This window comes from Ventrimonas sp. (genome assembly GCF_048380235.1).
Taxonomy (GTDB): Bacteria; Bacillota; Clostridia; order Lachnospirales; family Lachnospiraceae; genus Brotaphodocola.
On record NZ_DBFCCJ010000045.1, the window covers coordinates 54,767 to 69,268 of the forward strand.

The following is a 14,502-nucleotide window of genomic DNA, read 5'->3' on the forward strand; positions in this document are numbered from 1 at the left end:
CTAATATATTTTTATAATCTTTCACAGATCGCCCGGCATCTTTTTTTGCAGAAAGCAATGCCATAAAGTTGAATATCCTTCCGGTCATCGTTTAAAAGATACTCCTGATAACGGCGATCTTTAATCTGTTGAAGCGCCTTCTGGCATGCTGCTTCCATCTCCCCAAAATCTTTCGTGTACTTTAATTCCGCGACAATACCGGAAACCGGATCATCCGTTTCAACGATGATATCCGCAAATCCTTCACCTGCTTCTACGTTCGACTTCACGAGCCAGTCCGCATTTCCCGTGAGAATACCGACCAGCAGGTTGTGATAGGAGCTTTCCTTTTCTTCTTTCCTTGCTTTCGTGTCGAAAATGCTGATGGAATTACTGAGCACACGATTCAGGTACTGCTCGATGCCTTCTGTATCTCCTTCTTCAAATGCCTTCCAGAACGTAGCTTTTTCACTTCCGTATCCGTAAACCCAAACTGCCCACATGCTGCTCGCAAATGGCCTGATTCCCGGAAATGTAGAGTCCTTCAAAAAGTGACGGATCTGTTCCGATCTCAAAAAAGCTCTTCAGCATGCTCATATTGAGTGTTTTACCGAAACGCCGCGGACGCGTAAACAGATTCACTTCTCCCAATTTAGAAATAATTGTTCAATTAATTTTGTTTTATCAATATAATAAAAGCCATTTCGACGGATTTTTTCAAACCCGTCCATTCCTACCGGAAGTTTTTGTTTACTCATACATGTTCCTCCCGTTGCTTTATGGATTTGAAAATTACAGGAACTTTTGTTTGCTTTTTATTATCTCATATATTTTTATAAAAATAAAGATAAAAAGCAGAAACAGCCAGGAGGCCCAAGCCCCCTGGCTGTTTAAAAAATACAGGTTCATTGTTTTGTATTTTTATATCTCCCCAAACTTCATCCTCGCTGCCTGCGTGATCAGCTCAGCTGCTTCCTCGATACTGTAGTATGCGCTGTTGATACACAGGTCGCTGTTTAACGTATCGCTCTGATATCCGGGGATATATTTTTTGTGATAATGCTCCCGCGCCTTATCGGACTCATTCACGGCCCGCACGGCTTCTTTTCCGGTCATGCCGAAGTACTCCACGCAGTTCTTTAAGCGGACTTCATAAGGTGCATAAATATAAACCCGCAGAAGTCTCGGCTCATTCCTGAGACAGTAGGCGCCGCAGCGTCCCACGATAATACAGGAGCCCTTTCTGGCAAAATCCTCAATGATGCTCTGCTGTACCAGAAAGATCTCATCGCTCACATCCGGTGTACCCAGCCCAAAGGGATAGCTGAGATACGAAAATTTAGAGTGGGTGATTTCTTCTTCCCGGCTGATCTGCTTGACCGAGGTATTCATCCGCTTCGCGGTCTCCTCGACAATATCACGATCCAGAAAATCAATATGGAGCTGCTCTGAAAGCTTTTTTGCCACCAGGCGTCCGAATGAACCGTATTGTCTGGAGATGGTGATCACATATTTTTCCATGGCTGCACCTCCGTCTAAAGTACCTTATTCAGGAAACTGATGGTACGTGCCTCTTTTGGATTTAAGATAACCTCCTGCGGAGTTCCTTCCTCCACAATGTAACCGCCGTCCATAAAGATAACACGGTCTGCCACTTCTCTGGCAAAACCGATCTCATGGGTCACGATGACCATGGTCATGCCGTCTGCGGCAAGCTGCTTCATAACCGCCAGTACCTCACCGACCATCTCCGGGTCCAGTGCAGAGGTCGGCTCATCAAACAGCATGATGTCCGGTTTCATGCACAGTGCGCGCGCAATGGCAACTCGCTGCTTCTGTCCGCCGGAAAGCTGGGATGGATACGCATCTGCCTTTTCGGCAAGACCGACCCGCTTCAGCATAGCCATCGCCCGCTCTTTCGCTTCTTTTTTGTCTGCTTTTTTCAGCTCCGTAGGAGCCAGCATCAGATTATGGAGCACATCCATATTGTTGAACAGATTGAAATGCTGGAACACCATACCGATGTTCTCACGCACCTTATTCATGTTTACCTTTTTCTCTGAAATATTAACGCCATCGATCACAATGCTTCCGGCAGTCGTAGTCTCCAGCTTGTTTAAGCAGCGCAGGAAGGTAGATTTACCGGAACCGGACGGTCCCAGAATAACAACCACTTCGCCCTCATGGATTTCTGTAGAAATATCCCGCAGAACCTCCAGGTCACCGAAGCATTTGCGAAGCTTCTCGACTTTGATCTTTACAGTTTTATCGTTTAACTCCACGGTTCACCCTCCTCTCTACCATTTTTGCAAGATAAGACAGGATCGTAATGACGATCAGATACATGATTCCGACAATGGTCCAGGTCTCAAAGGACTTAAAGGTACCTGCCTGCACATTCTTTGCAGCCAGAACCAGCTCCGGAAAACCGATAACGGACAGAATGGAGGTATCCTTTACGGTGATGATGAACTGGTTGATGATGCTCGGGATCATGGTGCGGATTGCCTGGGGAAGAATGATCTTTCTCATGGTTTTCCAATATGGAAGACCCAGAGATCTTCCGGCCTCCATCTGACCGATATCCACAGACTGGATGCCGGCACGAATGATCTCAGCCATATAAGCGCCGCAGTTTAAGGCAAGGCAGATAACGCCGGCCTGAAGTGCTGACAGCGTAAAGCCGTTTCCGATACCCAGAATTGTGTTGAGCAGATACGGAATACCAAAGAATACATAGAAGGCCAGCACGATCATCGGCACACCACGTATTACGAATACGAAGATCTGTGCAATGATGTTGCATGCCTTATTCTTAACTACACTGAGAAGTCCGAAGATCATTCCCAGAATACACGCGAAAATCAAACCTAAGAATGCAAGCAGCAGGGTCCGTCCCATTGCAAGCAGAAGAAGCTGTCCGTAGGTGGTGATAATCTTGATCATAGTGCCTCACCTTTTTCTTTCTATGTTTTAATGTTACAGCCGGCAAGGCCCGCATTGCACGGGCCTGCCTTGTTTCCATATCGTGGAAGCGCCGGCGGCGCATCCTCTGGTTTCTAAGCGATATTACTCACCTAAATATTTTGCGATGATCTCATCGTAGGTGCCGTTATCCTTGATGTCTTTCAGGCCGGCGTTGAACATATCAACCAGCTCCTGCTTGCTGTCATCAAAGATTGCAAAGCCGTATTCAGCCGGATCATTGCCGGTGCCATCTACCAGCTTCATGGCAATACCGGTATCCTTGATGTTGCTTGCCATGATCGGGGTATCATCGAAACATGCAGCTACCTGACCGCCTACAACTGCCTGATACATGGTCGGTGAATCCTCAAAGTAGGTAATCTCAAATCCATACTGGTCTTTGATGCTTTCTGCGTAATCTGCACTCATGGATGCGGTCTTAACTGCAACCTTCTTTCCGTTTAAATCATCAAAGCCGGCAATATCAGAGTTCTCTGCAACTGCCATGCTCTGATTTGCATCATAGTAGCCATCAGAGAAGATCCAGCCGGAGCTCTTACGCTCATCGGTAATGGATGCGCCTGCGATCATACCGTCTGCCTGACCAGCCTGGCATGCTGCGATGGAAGCGTCCCAGCCAAGTACCTGTACATCATACTTGAAGCCCTGATCCTCTGCAATTGCCTTGAGGATATCCATATCGATACCTACAAAATTGCCGCTCTCATCCGTATACTCGAAAGGTTTAAAAGCTGTATCGGTTGCGATGACCCAGGTCTTATCGGAAGTGTCTGCTGCTGCGGTGGTATCATCTGCCTTAGATTCTGCTGCGGTATCTGCTGCGGTGGTATCTGCTGCTGCCGCGGTAGTATCTGCAGTTGCGCTCTTGGAACCGCCGCATGCTGTCATTGCTGCTGCCATTGCTGCTGCCATTACCATAACCATTACTTTCTTTTTCATAATAATTCTCCTCTCTTTTTACGCTGTGAAGAAGCCTCTCCACCCGATCTATCCCAACGGCCATAGCCGGTCAAGGATCAATATTCTTTTTTACTGCAGGCATCCACAAAGGCCTGAACGATTGCCCTGCACTCCGGATCTTTTTCAAATGCAAATTCCGGATGCCACTGCACACCCACGATGAAGGTTTTGTCCGGTACCGCAATGGCCTCCACCAGTCCGTCCTCCGAGTATGCCATGGCTTCGGCTTTCGGTGCCAGGTCTTTTACCGCCTGGTGATGATAACTGTTCACGCCATGCTCTCCGGCTCCGATGATGTCCGCCAGAAATGTTCCTTCCTTTACTGTAACCTTATGTACCGGCCTGTCGTAAGGAGACGCCATGTGATGCTCCGTCTTAGATGGATGTTCTGTAGGAAGATCCTGATACAGAGTCCCGCCAAGCAGTACATTCATAAGCTGTACGCCTCTGCAGATTCCAAATACCGGCTTGTCTTCCTGTAATGCTTTCTCAAACAGATACGCTTCCATCTTATCACGGCTGCTGCATGGTATTCCGCAGGTTTTCTTTGCCGTCTCTGCGTAAAGTGCCGGGTCCACATCGTGTCCGCCGGTCATCAGAATGCCATCACAAAGACTGAAGCAGTCATTCAGTTCTTCCGGATCCGTGGTTAACGGAAGCATGACCGGAAGGGCTCCGCAGGCTTCGAGAACCTTCATATATCCGGGAAGCATCCAGTAGCTGTCCTTGTCATCGTCATACAAAGGAATCAGTCCGATCAGTTTTTTCATCAAGTCTATCTCCTTTCTTTCGATGCAAGGGGTTGGGGGTTGCATTGGGGGTCTTTTTATTAAAATGTTGTTAAGATAGAACAAAAAAGGGCCTACATCTCCTTATCTGATGTAGACCCCTTTGTCTTGTCACGTATAATAGCATGATACTTTACAAAAGTCAAGTTTGTGCCATTACTTTCTCTATTTTGCACACTATCGCTATCTATTTTTTTATATTTTTCTTAATTATCTAAAGTTCACAGGTTTCCACTGTAGTATTCACAATAAAAAAGTTGTATAAAATACACAATGCAGGTTGTAATTTTTATCACTTTTCGCTATAATCGGGATGATAGGAGGCTTTCAAATATGAAATTTTTATACCAGACCTTTACTGATTATAACCTGGAAGAATTTACACGCTTCAACATGATCGTTCCACTCCGGATCAGCAAATACCGCCCAAAGATCCTGGCTGTATGCTACATTCTTATGATCTTCTCCGGTTTCCTGCGGGTTTTTACAGCCCCCGGTACCTCGGCTTTTACCTACCTGCTTGTAGTATTTGCCATACCGCTTGTACTGGTGTATGTTTCCAAGCGCCAGTGCCGCAGGGTCTACAATGCCAATCCTCAGCTGCAGGAACGCCATTCTGTCATGCGTTTTTATGAAGACCATCTTCAGGAGACCAGCAATCAGCAGTCCGTTGATGTTCCATACAGCAGCATTGCCCACCTGGTAGAAACCAGAACCCATTTTTATCTGATGACAGCTGCCAACCAGGGCATGATCATCATCAAAAATAACTGTTCTGCTGAATTGATCCATTTTCTTCAGGACCTGAAACAGTGATTTTTGCCAAAATATTTTTTATTATGCTTGAAAAATAGTTAGATTGCAGTTAAAATATAGACAATGACAATTGGGAGGTTTACAGTCATGTCTATTCACACTTACACCCGGCGCTATGCTCTGTTCCTGACCGGAGTCATCCTTAGCGCCACCGGCATTGCCTTTATTACGCGTGCCGGTCTCGGCACTTCGCCGGTATCCGGTCTTCCGTTTGTTCTGAGCCTGATCACCAGCATTTCCATGGGAACCTACACGTTTTTATTCAATATGACGTTCCTGATGCTGGAAGCCATTCTTCGCAGGAAATTTACCATCCAGCAGGCTCTGCAGATTCCGGTGACATTCTTTTTCAGCTTCTGCATTGATACGGCCATGGGCTTTATCCCGACCCGCTTCGGCGGTCCATGGGGTCCATCCTTTGTTTACCTGGTCATCGGATGCATTATCATGGCACTTGGCATCAGCTTTGAGGTAATTGCCGATGTGATCATGCTTCCGGCCGAAGCATTCGTGCGCGAGCTTTCGAAAAAAGCCGGTATTCCTTTCGGAAATGCCAAGGTTGCCTTTGACAGTACCCTGACCATCCTGGCTATGGCAGTTGCCCTCATCGCTTTCCACAAGCTCAACGGTGTGCGAGAGGGTACCCTGATCAACGCACTCTGCGTCGGCCAGCTGGTTCGCCTGTGGCGTTCCCTTCTTGAGCTGCCGCTCAAAAAGCTCTGTACTGCTGAACCTGCTGCAGAATAAACGTCAATCCTTTTATAAAAGAAACCCGAACCAACGCCTTTCCGGTGAATGTTCGGGTTTTCTTTTTTAGTTTTTCCAGATTATCGGTGTGTTTTCCATGCCTGCACAGTCTTTAAAAATAATTCATGAATCCGGTTGTCTGCATCCAGCTCCGGATGGAAGGACATTCCAAACTGGTTTCCGCTGCGCACCGCCACAACGTGCCCATCCACCTCAGCCAGCACCTGCGCACCTGCTTTTGCTTCTTCTATATAAGGAGCACGGATGAACGTCATGGGAACCTTCCCGATTCCGGCAAATTCCTGCACGGTATGGAAACTTCCCAGCTGTCTTCCGTAGGCATTGCGACGCACAGAAACCGGAAGTGTGCCAAAATACACATGTCCATCATTGGTGAGCTGATCTGCCAGAAGGATGAGTCCGGCACAGGTACCGAGGACCGGCATGCCGCTCTCGATTTTTTCTTTCAGCGCATCAAACATGTCAAGCTCCCGCAGAAGCTTTCCCTGGACCGTGCTCTCGCCACCCGGAAGCACAAGACCGTCAAATCCGGTGTCCAGGTCCTTCTTCTGACGAAGCTCAAAGCATTCTGCTCCCAGAGCCCCCAGCTTTTTCTCATGTTCGATGAAGGCGCCCTGGACTGCAAGGACTGCAATCTTCATCTTATTTGCCCCTTTCTGCCATCAGCAGCGCAATTTCCTGCTCATTGATGCCGACCATGGCTTCACCCAGATCCTCGGAAAGCTCAGCCAGCATCTTGTGATCATTGAAGTTGGTAACTGCTTTTACGATGGCTGACGCACGCTTTTTGGGATTTCCGGATTTGAAGATGCCGGATCCAACAAACACACCCTCTGCACCAAGCTGCATCATCAGGGCTGCATCGGCCGGGGTTGCCACGCCGCCTGCCGCGAAGTTTACAACAGGAAGACGTCCATTGTCATGTACATACTGCACCAGATCATACGGAACCCGGAGAACCTTTGCCTCCTCAAACAGTTCATCCTCACGCATAGAGGTAATCTTAGCGATTTCCTGATTCATCATGCGCATATGGCGAACAGCCTGCACAACATCCCCGGTTCCCGGCTCACCTTTGGTACGAATCATGGAAGCTCCCTCATTGATGCGGCGGAGCGCCTCCCCCAGGTCCTTCGCACCGCAGACAAATGGAACGTTGAATCTGCGCTTGTCGATATGGAACACATCGTCCGCCGGGGAGAGAACTTCACTCTCGTCAATGTAATCGATCTCGATGGCTTCGAGGATCTGTGCCTCCACAAAATGACCGATCCGGCATTTTGCCATAACCGGAATGGATACAGCCTCCTGAATGCCCTTGATCATCTTCGGATCGCTCATGCGGGAAACACCACCTGCCGCGCGGATGTCCGCCGGAATACGCTCCAGCGCCATAACTGCACACGCGCCTGCCTCTTCCGCGATCCTTGCCTGCTCCGGGGTAGTAACATCCATGATAACGCCGCCCTTTAACATCTGTGCCAGCTGCTTATTTAACTCATATCTCTCTGTATTCATTCCATCTGTCTCCTTTGCGTAAACGTATGATTCCCTGCGTTCCGGACCGCATCGGTTATCTTGATGGAGATTATAGCGGCTATCTGGATGGTTTTAAATATCCAGTTTTATATTTTTCAATCAGTCCAGTTTTCGTGTACAATGCGAACCGCAATTTCCGTCACATACTCTTCCACGCTTGTCACCGCAAGCTGATCCACCATGTCACGCTCCAGATACACCATATCTGTCTGAATTTTGTGTTCCTTCCGGTAAGCTTCCATGCGCGCATAAGCTTCTCCGATTGCATTCCAGTGTCCGACATGAAATCCCGTCAGATAATCTCCCTCCGGCATGATACGGTATTCCATATGCTTCGGTTTCTGCTCCAGAAGAAGAAGTACATTGTCATACGCATTATAAATCTGCCTGGACAGATTTTTTCCATACTGCAGATATGCCACTTCGTAATCATTGCGCTGTTCCGCATGTTTAAAATCCAGAATCAGCCGGTTGGTTTTTTCCATATAATCCTTCTCTGATGTCCCGTCAATCTGCCGGATCAGATAATAACGTTCCGGAAAATGATGGATCCCAATGTCAGAAAAATCCTGCTGCATTACCATGCTGATCTTTTTTCGCCGCTGCCGGATCCACCCCTGCATCGTTTTTAATCTGGACAATTCTTTTTCAATCTGCTGTTCCCTTTCCGCAAAGATCCGGACCAGCTCTTTGGGGCTTCGCACCTGCAGGAACTGCCGGATTTCTTTCAGCGGCATACCCAGATCCCGAAGCATCAGAATCGTTTCCAGAGTTTCCAGCTGATAAAGTGAATACATACGGTAACCGTTCTCTGCCACATATTCCGGAGAAAACAGGCCAATATCATCATAATGGAATAACGTATGTTTGGAAACGCCCATCAGCGCGGCAAACTCTCCTGTTGTCATATACAAATTACGGTCCATACATATTTCTCCTTCGCTACTATCCTGATTTTTTAGCGACCGTTTTTCAAAACATTCAAACCTCTTGACTATCGGGTAACCCTATGGTTTATTCTCTCAAAGGTCACTTAAGTTTTCAAGCTATTTCTTTTTTATAAGGAGTTTTTGATTATGAGTACATCCATCAGCCAGCATTTTTCTCCCTGGAGTCTGCTGAAGTTTACATTTCCTTCTATCATTATGATGATGTTTATGTCCCTCTACACCATCGTGGATGGTATTTTCATCTCCCGCTTTATTGGCAGTAATGCCCTGTCCTCCTTAAACATCGTCTATCCGGTGGACAGCATCGTCATTGCCATTGGCACCATGCTGGCCACTGGCGGCAATGCAGTCATCAGCCGGTATCTGGGCGAGGAGAAAATACAGCTGGCAAAAGAATGTCTCTCCCTTTTTACTCTGACTGGCTTTCTGTTAAGTCTGCTGATGTCCATCCTGTCCCTGCTTTTTCCGGATTTCATCAGCCGGGCACTCGGTGCCAACGATCTGCTGTTAGCAGACTGCCGCACCTACCTCAGCATCCTCATGGGCTTTGCTCCGGCCTGCATGCTCCAGACTCTGTTCCAGTCCTATCTGGTAACTGCCGGAGCGCCGCACCTCGGACTCTTCCTCACCATGATCGCCGGGATCATCAACGCGGGACTGGACTATGTACTTATCGTATCCTGCGATCTTGGCATTGCCGGAGCTGCCCTGGCTACCGGACTAGGCCAGATGGTACCGGCCCTGGCAGGACTGGTCTTTTTTCTGAATCAGAAGCATGCTCTTCATCTGACTCGCTTCACCATGCACACAAAAGAACTGATCCAGGCCTGCTACAATGGTTCCTCTGAAATGGTAAACCAGTTTTCCAATGCCGTGATCACCTTTCTGTTCAACATCATCCTGATGCGTCTGGCAGGTCCGAATGGTGTAGCTGCCATCACGATCCTGCTGTACGGACAGTTTCTGTTCAATGCCTTTTACCTGGGCTTTTCCATTGGGATCAGCCCGATCGTGGGATATCAGTACGGTGCCGAAAATCGGAAGGAGCTGAAAAGCATTTACCGTATTTCCTTCCGTTTTGTCAGCCTTTCCTCTGTGATCATAGCCTTTGCCGCTGTCTATCTTTCGACCGGTATTGTAACTATCTTCACGGATGATCCGAAAACTCATGCACTGGCCGTGACCGGATTTGGGATCTTTGCCTATAACTTTTTATTCAGCGGCTTTAACATTGCCTCCTCCGGCTTTTTCACCGCCCTGTCCGACGGAAAATCATCTGCCATCATCTCCTTTTGCCGTACTCTGCTCTTCACCGTGATCTCACTGCTGGTGCTTCCGCGGTTCTTCGGGGTCAATGGGGCATGGCTGGCTATTCCTGTGGCAGAGTTTGTGACACTGCTGCTGTCCATCTGGATGCACAGAAAGTACTTGTATCGCTTTATTTAGGCATCCGCTGTTTTACCAGTTCGGCAAAATATTCTGCACCGGTCAGCAGAATGTCATCGCACCTGCCAGCTCGCTCACAACATCCAGAAATACATTTGCGCCGGCTACACAGTCCTCATCCGGTGTGTACTCCTTTGGATTGTGGCTGATTCCCTTGATGCTCGGCACAAAAATCATCGCGGTCGGACAGATGCGCGCCATCATCTGGGCATCCTGGCCAGCGCCGGAAGTCATGCGGCGGGTATTCAGTCCTCTGGCTGATGCAGCTGCCTCAATCTTCTGTACGATATTCTCATCAAACAGGACCGGGTCAAATTCAGTCAGACGCTCGCTGCTAATCTTCACATGATCGGTTTCTTCCAGCTCTTTGAAGTAAGCCGCAAGGCTCTTCTCATCTGCATCCAGCTTACCTTTATCTGGATTTCGTAAATCCACCGTCATCACGGCCCTGGACGGGATAACATTGATGGCATTCGGCTCATGCTCGATGCAGCCTACGGTTGCCACGCCGCCGGATTTCTTCACCAGTTCTCTTAAGAACACATTGATCTTTGCTGCGGCCAAGCCAGCGTCTACTCTTAAATTAGTTGGTGTAGTTCCTGCGTGATTGGCAAGTCCCTCAATGGTAACGCGCTGCCAGTGAATACCCTGCAGATTCTCTACTGCGCCGATCTTCACTCCCTCTGTATCCATGATCGGTCCCTGCTCAATGTGCAGCTCCACGAATGCCTCCGGCTGTAAGAATCCCGGCTCCACGCTTCCCGCATAACCGATGCGCTTTAACTCCTCACCCAGGATGGTACCATCGGTGCCGACGGTCTTTAATACTTGATCTATCGGAAGTCCCCCCGCGTAAACCAGGGATCCCATCATATCCGGTGAATAACGCACGCCCTCCTCATTAGTAAAGGCGCAGACCACGATCGGTCTCTCGCTCTGACGCCCCGCTTCCTTTAACGTTCTGATGACCTCGATGGCGCCAATCACCCCCAGGCAGCCATCATACTGGCCTGCATTGATGACGGTATCGATATGGGAGCCGATCATCAGTGGCTTTTTATCCTTGTTCTCCGCGATTTCCCAGATTCCGAAGATATTGCCGATGCGATCCACAACCACCTTCAAATCTGCATCCTCCATCCATCTGACCACCTTATCTCTGCCCTGCTTCTCAGTATCGGAAGCGGCAAGACGGGTTCTTCTTCCCTCCTCATCCTTACCGATCGTACCCAGCTCATTGATTCTCTCCAGTAATCTTGCTCCATTCACTGATAACATAATCCGCCCCTCCTGTATCTTTATCCTTGTGCCTTTAGTATATCAGTCCCACATCGCAGATTCTATCAATATCCCCATCACTTTTATCAGATTTGTACCAAAGTTTTTTCGTTTACTATTCTTTTCATCTGCTTTATGCTATAAAATATCATAAAAGCAATATCTGTATTACAAAGAAAGGAAAATCGGTTTATGAGCATATCATTTCCAAAATGCAATCAGGCCGGAATCGAATTTGTTATTTCTACAAACGAAGAGCTCCAGGAGGAAAGCAAGTTTCTCTCAGAAGAGTTCCCCATTGCCATGTATACACAAAATTTCAACCACGCGGCATCAGACTCCATCCCATTCCACTGGCACAATGAGCTGCAGATTACCTGGATTTCTGATGGTGAGCTGGAATACTGCATCAGCGGAGACAAATTCCGGCTGAGAAGTGATAAGCTGCTACTGCTCCAGAGTCATCAGCTCCACAGTTCCCGTACCACCACCTGCGATGTGAAAACTCTGTGCATCAACTTTACCCCGGAGATTTTCCATCCTCTGATTTTAAAGAAATACATCCAGCCCATGCTGGACAGTCATGCCTTTGCCTACTCCCTGCTGTTGTTAAAGCCTCATCAGATTACGAAACTGAAAAAATTCCAGAACTGGAAGCAAGAACCCCTGGGATACTTTTCCGTCATGAACTTTTTATCCCAGGTGTTCAAAGAAATTTTAAAAGAATTTGAAGAAAATGCAGAAACGCCGGACCTGGAGGAAGCACGGCTGTTCCACAAAATGCTTGGATTCGTCCACGCCAATTTTGCCCAGCCGCTTTCCGTGAAGGATATTGCGGATTCCGCGCGCCTAAACAAGAACCGCTGTACCGCCCTCTTTAAAACACACACTAACATGTCCCCCATCAAGTATGTAAATGAATACCGCCTCTACACTGCCAAAAACATGATCCTCCACACCGACAGATCCATCTCCGATATCAGTGCCGATGTGGGATACAACCAGATCAGCCATTTTATAGAGCAGTTCCGGTTAAGCTACGGAATGTCGCCGTTAAAATACCGGCATAAATTCGATCAGGAAGCGTAATTCCAATAGAATTCTTACAGTTTCCGAATATCTCCGATCAACTGATTCTTCTCCGCTTCCGTGGTTGCCCAGCTTGTGCAGAACCGTACGACCCTCCTTCCATCGTCCAGGGTCCGCTCCTGCTCAAAGGTATACTCCTTCGCCAGCTTCTCTGCCTGTTCGTCCGTCACGATCACGAACTGCTGATTTGTGTAGCTGTCCACGAATTCCGGGATACCTTTTTCTTTGAAGGCTGCCTTGATTTCCATGGCGTAGGCATCGGCCTGGGCCGTCATCTTCTCATAAGTGTCATCCTCCAGAAGCGCACAGAACTGCAGACCCAGAAGCCAGCCTTTTGCCAGCACCGCACCATTCTGTTTCATATAGGTGCGGAATTTCCGTGCCAGTCCGCTGTTTGTGATGACCAGTGCCTCACCAAACAAAGCGCCGCATTTCGTTCCGCCGATATAAAATACATCTGTCAGTTCTGCCAGTTTTTCCAGCGTTACATCATTCTTCGCAGAACCAAGTCCATAGCCCAGGCGTGCACCATCCACAAACAGATACATACCGTACTCATCGCATACCTTGCGGATATCCTTCAGATCCTGCTCGGAATACAGCGTTCCCCACTCGGTCGGGAAGGAAATGTAAACCAGCTTCGGCTCACAGAGATAGTTCGGTTCTCCTGCCTCATAATAAGCTGCGGCTGCCTTGCGGATCTGTTCTGCTGTAATGGTTCCGTCTGCAGATGGAAGCGGAACCAGCTTGTGTCCGGTGTTCTCAATCGAACCAGCTTCATGGGCATACACATGGCCGGAATCCGGGCAGATGACACTCTGGATCGGGCTTAACGCTGCTGCATGGACAATAAAGTTTGCCTGGGTTGCACCTGGGAAGAAATGAACAGCTGCTTCCGGAGCTTTGCATTTTTTCCGTATCAGGTCCGCTGCCTTTTCACACCAGGTATCCTCTCCGTATCCATCATAGCTTTCGGCATTAGTCTCTGCCAGCTTCTCTAAAATTTTGGCACAGGCGCCGCGGTTGTAATCATTGTGTAAACGAATCATGATGTTTGACTCTCCTCTTCTCCGCATAAAATGCGTTTCGTTTTTCCCTATTATAGCAGTCTGTTCCCATTCTGTCACGGAAAGAATCCCGCTTTCTGCATATACTACTATCAGAAGGCGGGGTGATGCAGGATGCTGGCATGGTTCTTCTATCTCATGGATGCCATAAAAAAGCTGCTGTAGCGTTGCATTTTTTCATTCCCGGCGCTATAATAAAACCGCTGCACCGGTTCCGGGAGGAATGCGCTTTCTGCGTATCGCCAGTGTCTAGGCTCACCTTTCAGAATATCCCGTAGAACACTCGGCGGCCGGGCGCGGCTTTCAAAATAATAAAAATTTGAGTAATAACCATCGAAGGTCCGAAGTTCCGGGCACACCATACAAGAAACGCGGCACTGAGTGGAATTTTGTACCTCTTGCGCTCCGCCGCCTGTTGCCAGACCTGCGAGCAAAACTCGCGTGCTCTGCACGCTCAGACAATGCTCTCCGGTCTGGCGCTATGCTCGCGCACGAGGAAAATTCCAATGTGCCGCTTATTCTGTATGGTGTGTCCGGAACTTCTGCTTTACTGGTTATTCTACAATAATAAACGCAGTCAGAACGTTGCTGATGAAAGCCTGTAATCCGGCTTTTTATAGTAGCGTTCTGGCTGCGTTTTATTCTTTATGGCAGAATTAATATAGGCTGCAGTTACTTTTTGTAGCGGATCCAATACAGCAGGAAGTGAATGAGACCGCTTTCCGGGATTTTCAGCATATCAGGTGTTTGCATCTTGAACACACGTGTACGAATGCAGCGGATGTAGTCCGATGCAGGCGAACGCGTGTTGTGAGAGCAAGCAAACAACGATAT

15 protein-coding genes and 1 pseudogene are annotated in these 14,502 nt (G+C 48.2%); 4 read left to right on the top strand and 12 right to left on the bottom strand.

Going from position 1 to position 14,502, the window contains the following annotated elements:
* Positions 1-11 precede the first annotated feature (11 nt).
* The 7 genes and pseudogenes from ACMP1L_RS08145 to ACMP1L_RS08180 all read right to left on the bottom strand — a co-directional run bounded on the left by ACMP1L_RS08145 (position 12) and on the right by ACMP1L_RS08180 (position 4,697).
* Positions 12-482, bottom strand: a complete 471-nt coding sequence (locus ACMP1L_RS08145; protein WP_418452619.1) for a PD-(D/E)XK nuclease domain-containing protein — start codon at positions 480-482, stop codon at positions 12-14.
* Positions 475-737, bottom strand: a pseudogene (locus ACMP1L_RS14065) (AAA family ATPase); the annotation flags it as partial. The pseudogene ACMP1L_RS14065 and the gene ACMP1L_RS08145, both read right to left, overlap by 8 nt.
* A gap of 163 nt (positions 738-900) precedes the next feature.
* Positions 901-1,500, bottom strand: a complete 600-nt coding sequence (locus tag ACMP1L_RS08160) for a cytidylate kinase-like family protein (protein ID WP_177304549.1) — start codon at positions 1,498-1,500, stop codon at positions 901-903.
* A 14-nt stretch (positions 1,501-1,514) separates the two neighbouring features.
* Positions 1,515-2,261, bottom strand: coding sequence for an amino acid ABC transporter ATP-binding protein (locus ACMP1L_RS08165; protein WP_118532820.1), 747 nt, complete (start codon positions 2,259-2,261; stop codon positions 1,515-1,517).
* Positions 2,245-2,925 carry an amino acid ABC transporter permease gene (locus ACMP1L_RS08170; protein WP_118532818.1) on the bottom strand — a complete coding sequence of 227 codons (681 nt, stop codon included), beginning with the start codon at positions 2,923-2,925 and terminating at the stop codon, positions 2,245-2,247. The genes ACMP1L_RS08165 and ACMP1L_RS08170 overlap by 17 nt, the downstream gene beginning before the upstream one ends.
* Positions 2,926-3,048: 123 nt before the next feature.
* The gene (locus ACMP1L_RS08175) at positions 3,049-3,906 is read right to left on the bottom strand and encodes a transporter substrate-binding domain-containing protein (protein ID WP_182432657.1); all 858 of its coding nucleotides are present in this window, start codon (positions 3,904-3,906) and stop codon (positions 3,049-3,051) included.
* 77 nt (positions 3,907-3,983) lie between these two features.
* The gene (locus tag ACMP1L_RS08180) at positions 3,984-4,697 is read right to left on the bottom strand and encodes a gamma-glutamyl-gamma-aminobutyrate hydrolase family protein (protein ID WP_177304551.1); all 714 of its coding nucleotides are present in this window, start codon (positions 4,695-4,697) and stop codon (positions 3,984-3,986) included.
* Positions 4,698-5,048: 351 nt separating this feature from the next.
* Here ACMP1L_RS08180 and ACMP1L_RS08185 point away from each other — a divergent pair, with 351 nt between their 5' ends.
* Together ACMP1L_RS08185 and ACMP1L_RS08190 are read left to right on the top strand one after the other, a co-directional pair.
* On the top strand, positions 5,049-5,531 hold the full coding sequence (locus tag ACMP1L_RS08185) for a YcxB family protein (protein WP_177304552.1): 483 nt from the start codon (positions 5,049-5,051) through the stop codon (positions 5,529-5,531).
* Positions 5,532-5,618: 87 nt separating this feature from the next.
* Positions 5,619-6,278, top strand: a complete 660-nt coding sequence (locus ACMP1L_RS08190) for a YczE/YyaS/YitT family protein (protein WP_418452624.1) — start codon at positions 5,619-5,621, stop codon at positions 6,276-6,278.
* An 80-nt stretch (positions 6,279-6,358) separates the two neighbouring features.
* On the opposite strand, the gene pdxT is transcribed toward ACMP1L_RS08190, so the two are convergent.
* From pdxT to ACMP1L_RS08205, 3 genes are all read right to left on the bottom strand, one after another.
* Complete coding sequence (gene pdxT, locus ACMP1L_RS08195; RefSeq protein WP_418452625.1) at positions 6,359-6,940, bottom strand: pyridoxal 5'-phosphate synthase glutaminase subunit PdxT; 582 nt, start codon at positions 6,938-6,940, stop codon at positions 6,359-6,361.
* 1 nt (position 6,941) lies between these two features.
* Positions 6,942-7,817, bottom strand: coding sequence for a pyridoxal 5'-phosphate synthase lyase subunit PdxS (gene pdxS, locus ACMP1L_RS08200; RefSeq protein WP_418452627.1), 876 nt, complete (start codon positions 7,815-7,817; stop codon positions 6,942-6,944).
* Positions 7,818-7,933: 116 nt separating this feature from the next.
* Complete coding sequence (locus ACMP1L_RS08205; RefSeq protein WP_177304556.1) at positions 7,934-8,764, bottom strand: MerR family transcriptional regulator; 831 nt, start codon at positions 8,762-8,764, stop codon at positions 7,934-7,936.
* A gap of 150 nt (positions 8,765-8,914) precedes the next feature.
* On the opposite strand from ACMP1L_RS08205, the gene ACMP1L_RS08210 reads away from it, so the two are divergent.
* Positions 8,915-10,234: an MATE family efflux transporter gene (locus ACMP1L_RS08210; RefSeq protein WP_177304557.1), complete on the top strand. Its 1,320-nt coding sequence runs from the start codon at positions 8,915-8,917 to the stop codon at positions 10,232-10,234.
* Between the two features lie 42 nt (positions 10,235-10,276).
* Here the strand turns inward: ACMP1L_RS08210 and ACMP1L_RS08215 are convergent, their stop codons facing one another.
* Complete coding sequence (locus ACMP1L_RS08215; RefSeq protein ID WP_418452629.1) at positions 10,277-11,512, bottom strand: Zn-dependent hydrolase; 1,236 nt, start codon at positions 11,510-11,512, stop codon at positions 10,277-10,279.
* Positions 11,513-11,704: 192 nt separating this feature from the next.
* Between ACMP1L_RS08215 and ACMP1L_RS08220 the strand changes: the two genes are divergently transcribed.
* On the top strand, positions 11,705-12,601 hold the full coding sequence (locus ACMP1L_RS08220; RefSeq protein WP_418452630.1) for an AraC family transcriptional regulator: 897 nt from the start codon (positions 11,705-11,707) through the stop codon (positions 12,599-12,601).
* Between the two features lie 14 nt (positions 12,602-12,615).
* On the opposite strand, the gene ACMP1L_RS08225 is transcribed toward ACMP1L_RS08220, so the two are convergent.
* A complete protein-coding gene (locus tag ACMP1L_RS08225; protein ID WP_418452631.1) occupies positions 12,616-13,650 on the bottom strand; it encodes a threonine aldolase family protein in 1,035 nt (344 codons plus the stop codon).
* Positions 13,651-14,502: the final 852 nt, after the last annotated feature.

What these genes read in the sequence shown, in the direction of transcription:
- ACMP1L_RS08145 (WP_418452619.1), bottom strand. Translation starts at nt 482, where the DNA reads ATGTGGGCAGTTTGGGTTTACGGATACGGAAGTGAAAAAGCTACGTTC.
- ACMP1L_RS08160 (WP_177304549.1), bottom strand. Translation starts at nt 1,500, where the DNA reads ATGGAAAAATATGTGATCACCATCTCCAGACAATACGGTTCATTCGGA.
- ACMP1L_RS08170 (WP_118532818.1), bottom strand. Translation starts at nt 2,925, where the DNA reads ATGATCAAGATTATCACCACCTACGGACAGCTTCTTCTGCTTGCAATG.
- ACMP1L_RS08175 (WP_182432657.1), bottom strand. Translation starts at nt 3,906, where the DNA reads ATGAAAAAGAAAGTAATGGTTATGGTAATGGCAGCAGCAATGGCAGCA.
- ACMP1L_RS08180 (WP_177304551.1), bottom strand. Translation starts at nt 4,697, where the DNA reads ATGAAAAAACTGATCGGACTGATTCCTTTGTATGACGATGACAAGGAC.
- ACMP1L_RS08185 (WP_177304552.1), top strand. Translation starts at nt 5,049, where the DNA reads ATGAAATTTTTATACCAGACCTTTACTGATTATAACCTGGAAGAATTT.
- ACMP1L_RS08190 (WP_418452624.1), top strand. Translation starts at nt 5,619, where the DNA reads ATGTCTATTCACACTTACACCCGGCGCTATGCTCTGTTCCTGACCGGA.
- pdxT (WP_418452625.1), bottom strand. Translation starts at nt 6,940, where the DNA reads ATGAAGATTGCAGTCCTTGCAGTCCAGGGCGCCTTCATCGAACATGAG.
- pdxS (WP_418452627.1), bottom strand. Translation starts at nt 7,817, where the DNA reads ATGAATACAGAGAGATATGAGTTAAATAAGCAGCTGGCACAGATGTTA.
- ACMP1L_RS08205 (WP_177304556.1), bottom strand. Translation starts at nt 8,764, where the DNA reads ATGGACCGTAATTTGTATATGACAACAGGAGAGTTTGCCGCGCTGATG.
- ACMP1L_RS08210 (WP_177304557.1), top strand. Translation starts at nt 8,915, where the DNA reads ATGAGTACATCCATCAGCCAGCATTTTTCTCCCTGGAGTCTGCTGAAG.
- ACMP1L_RS08215 (WP_418452629.1), bottom strand. Translation starts at nt 11,512, where the DNA reads ATGTTATCAGTGAATGGAGCAAGATTACTGGAGAGAATCAATGAGCTG.
- ACMP1L_RS08220 (WP_418452630.1), top strand. Translation starts at nt 11,705, where the DNA reads ATGAGCATATCATTTCCAAAATGCAATCAGGCCGGAATCGAATTTGTT.
- ACMP1L_RS08225 (WP_418452631.1), bottom strand. Translation starts at nt 13,650, where the DNA reads ATGATTCGTTTACACAATGATTACAACCGCGGCGCCTGTGCCAAAATT.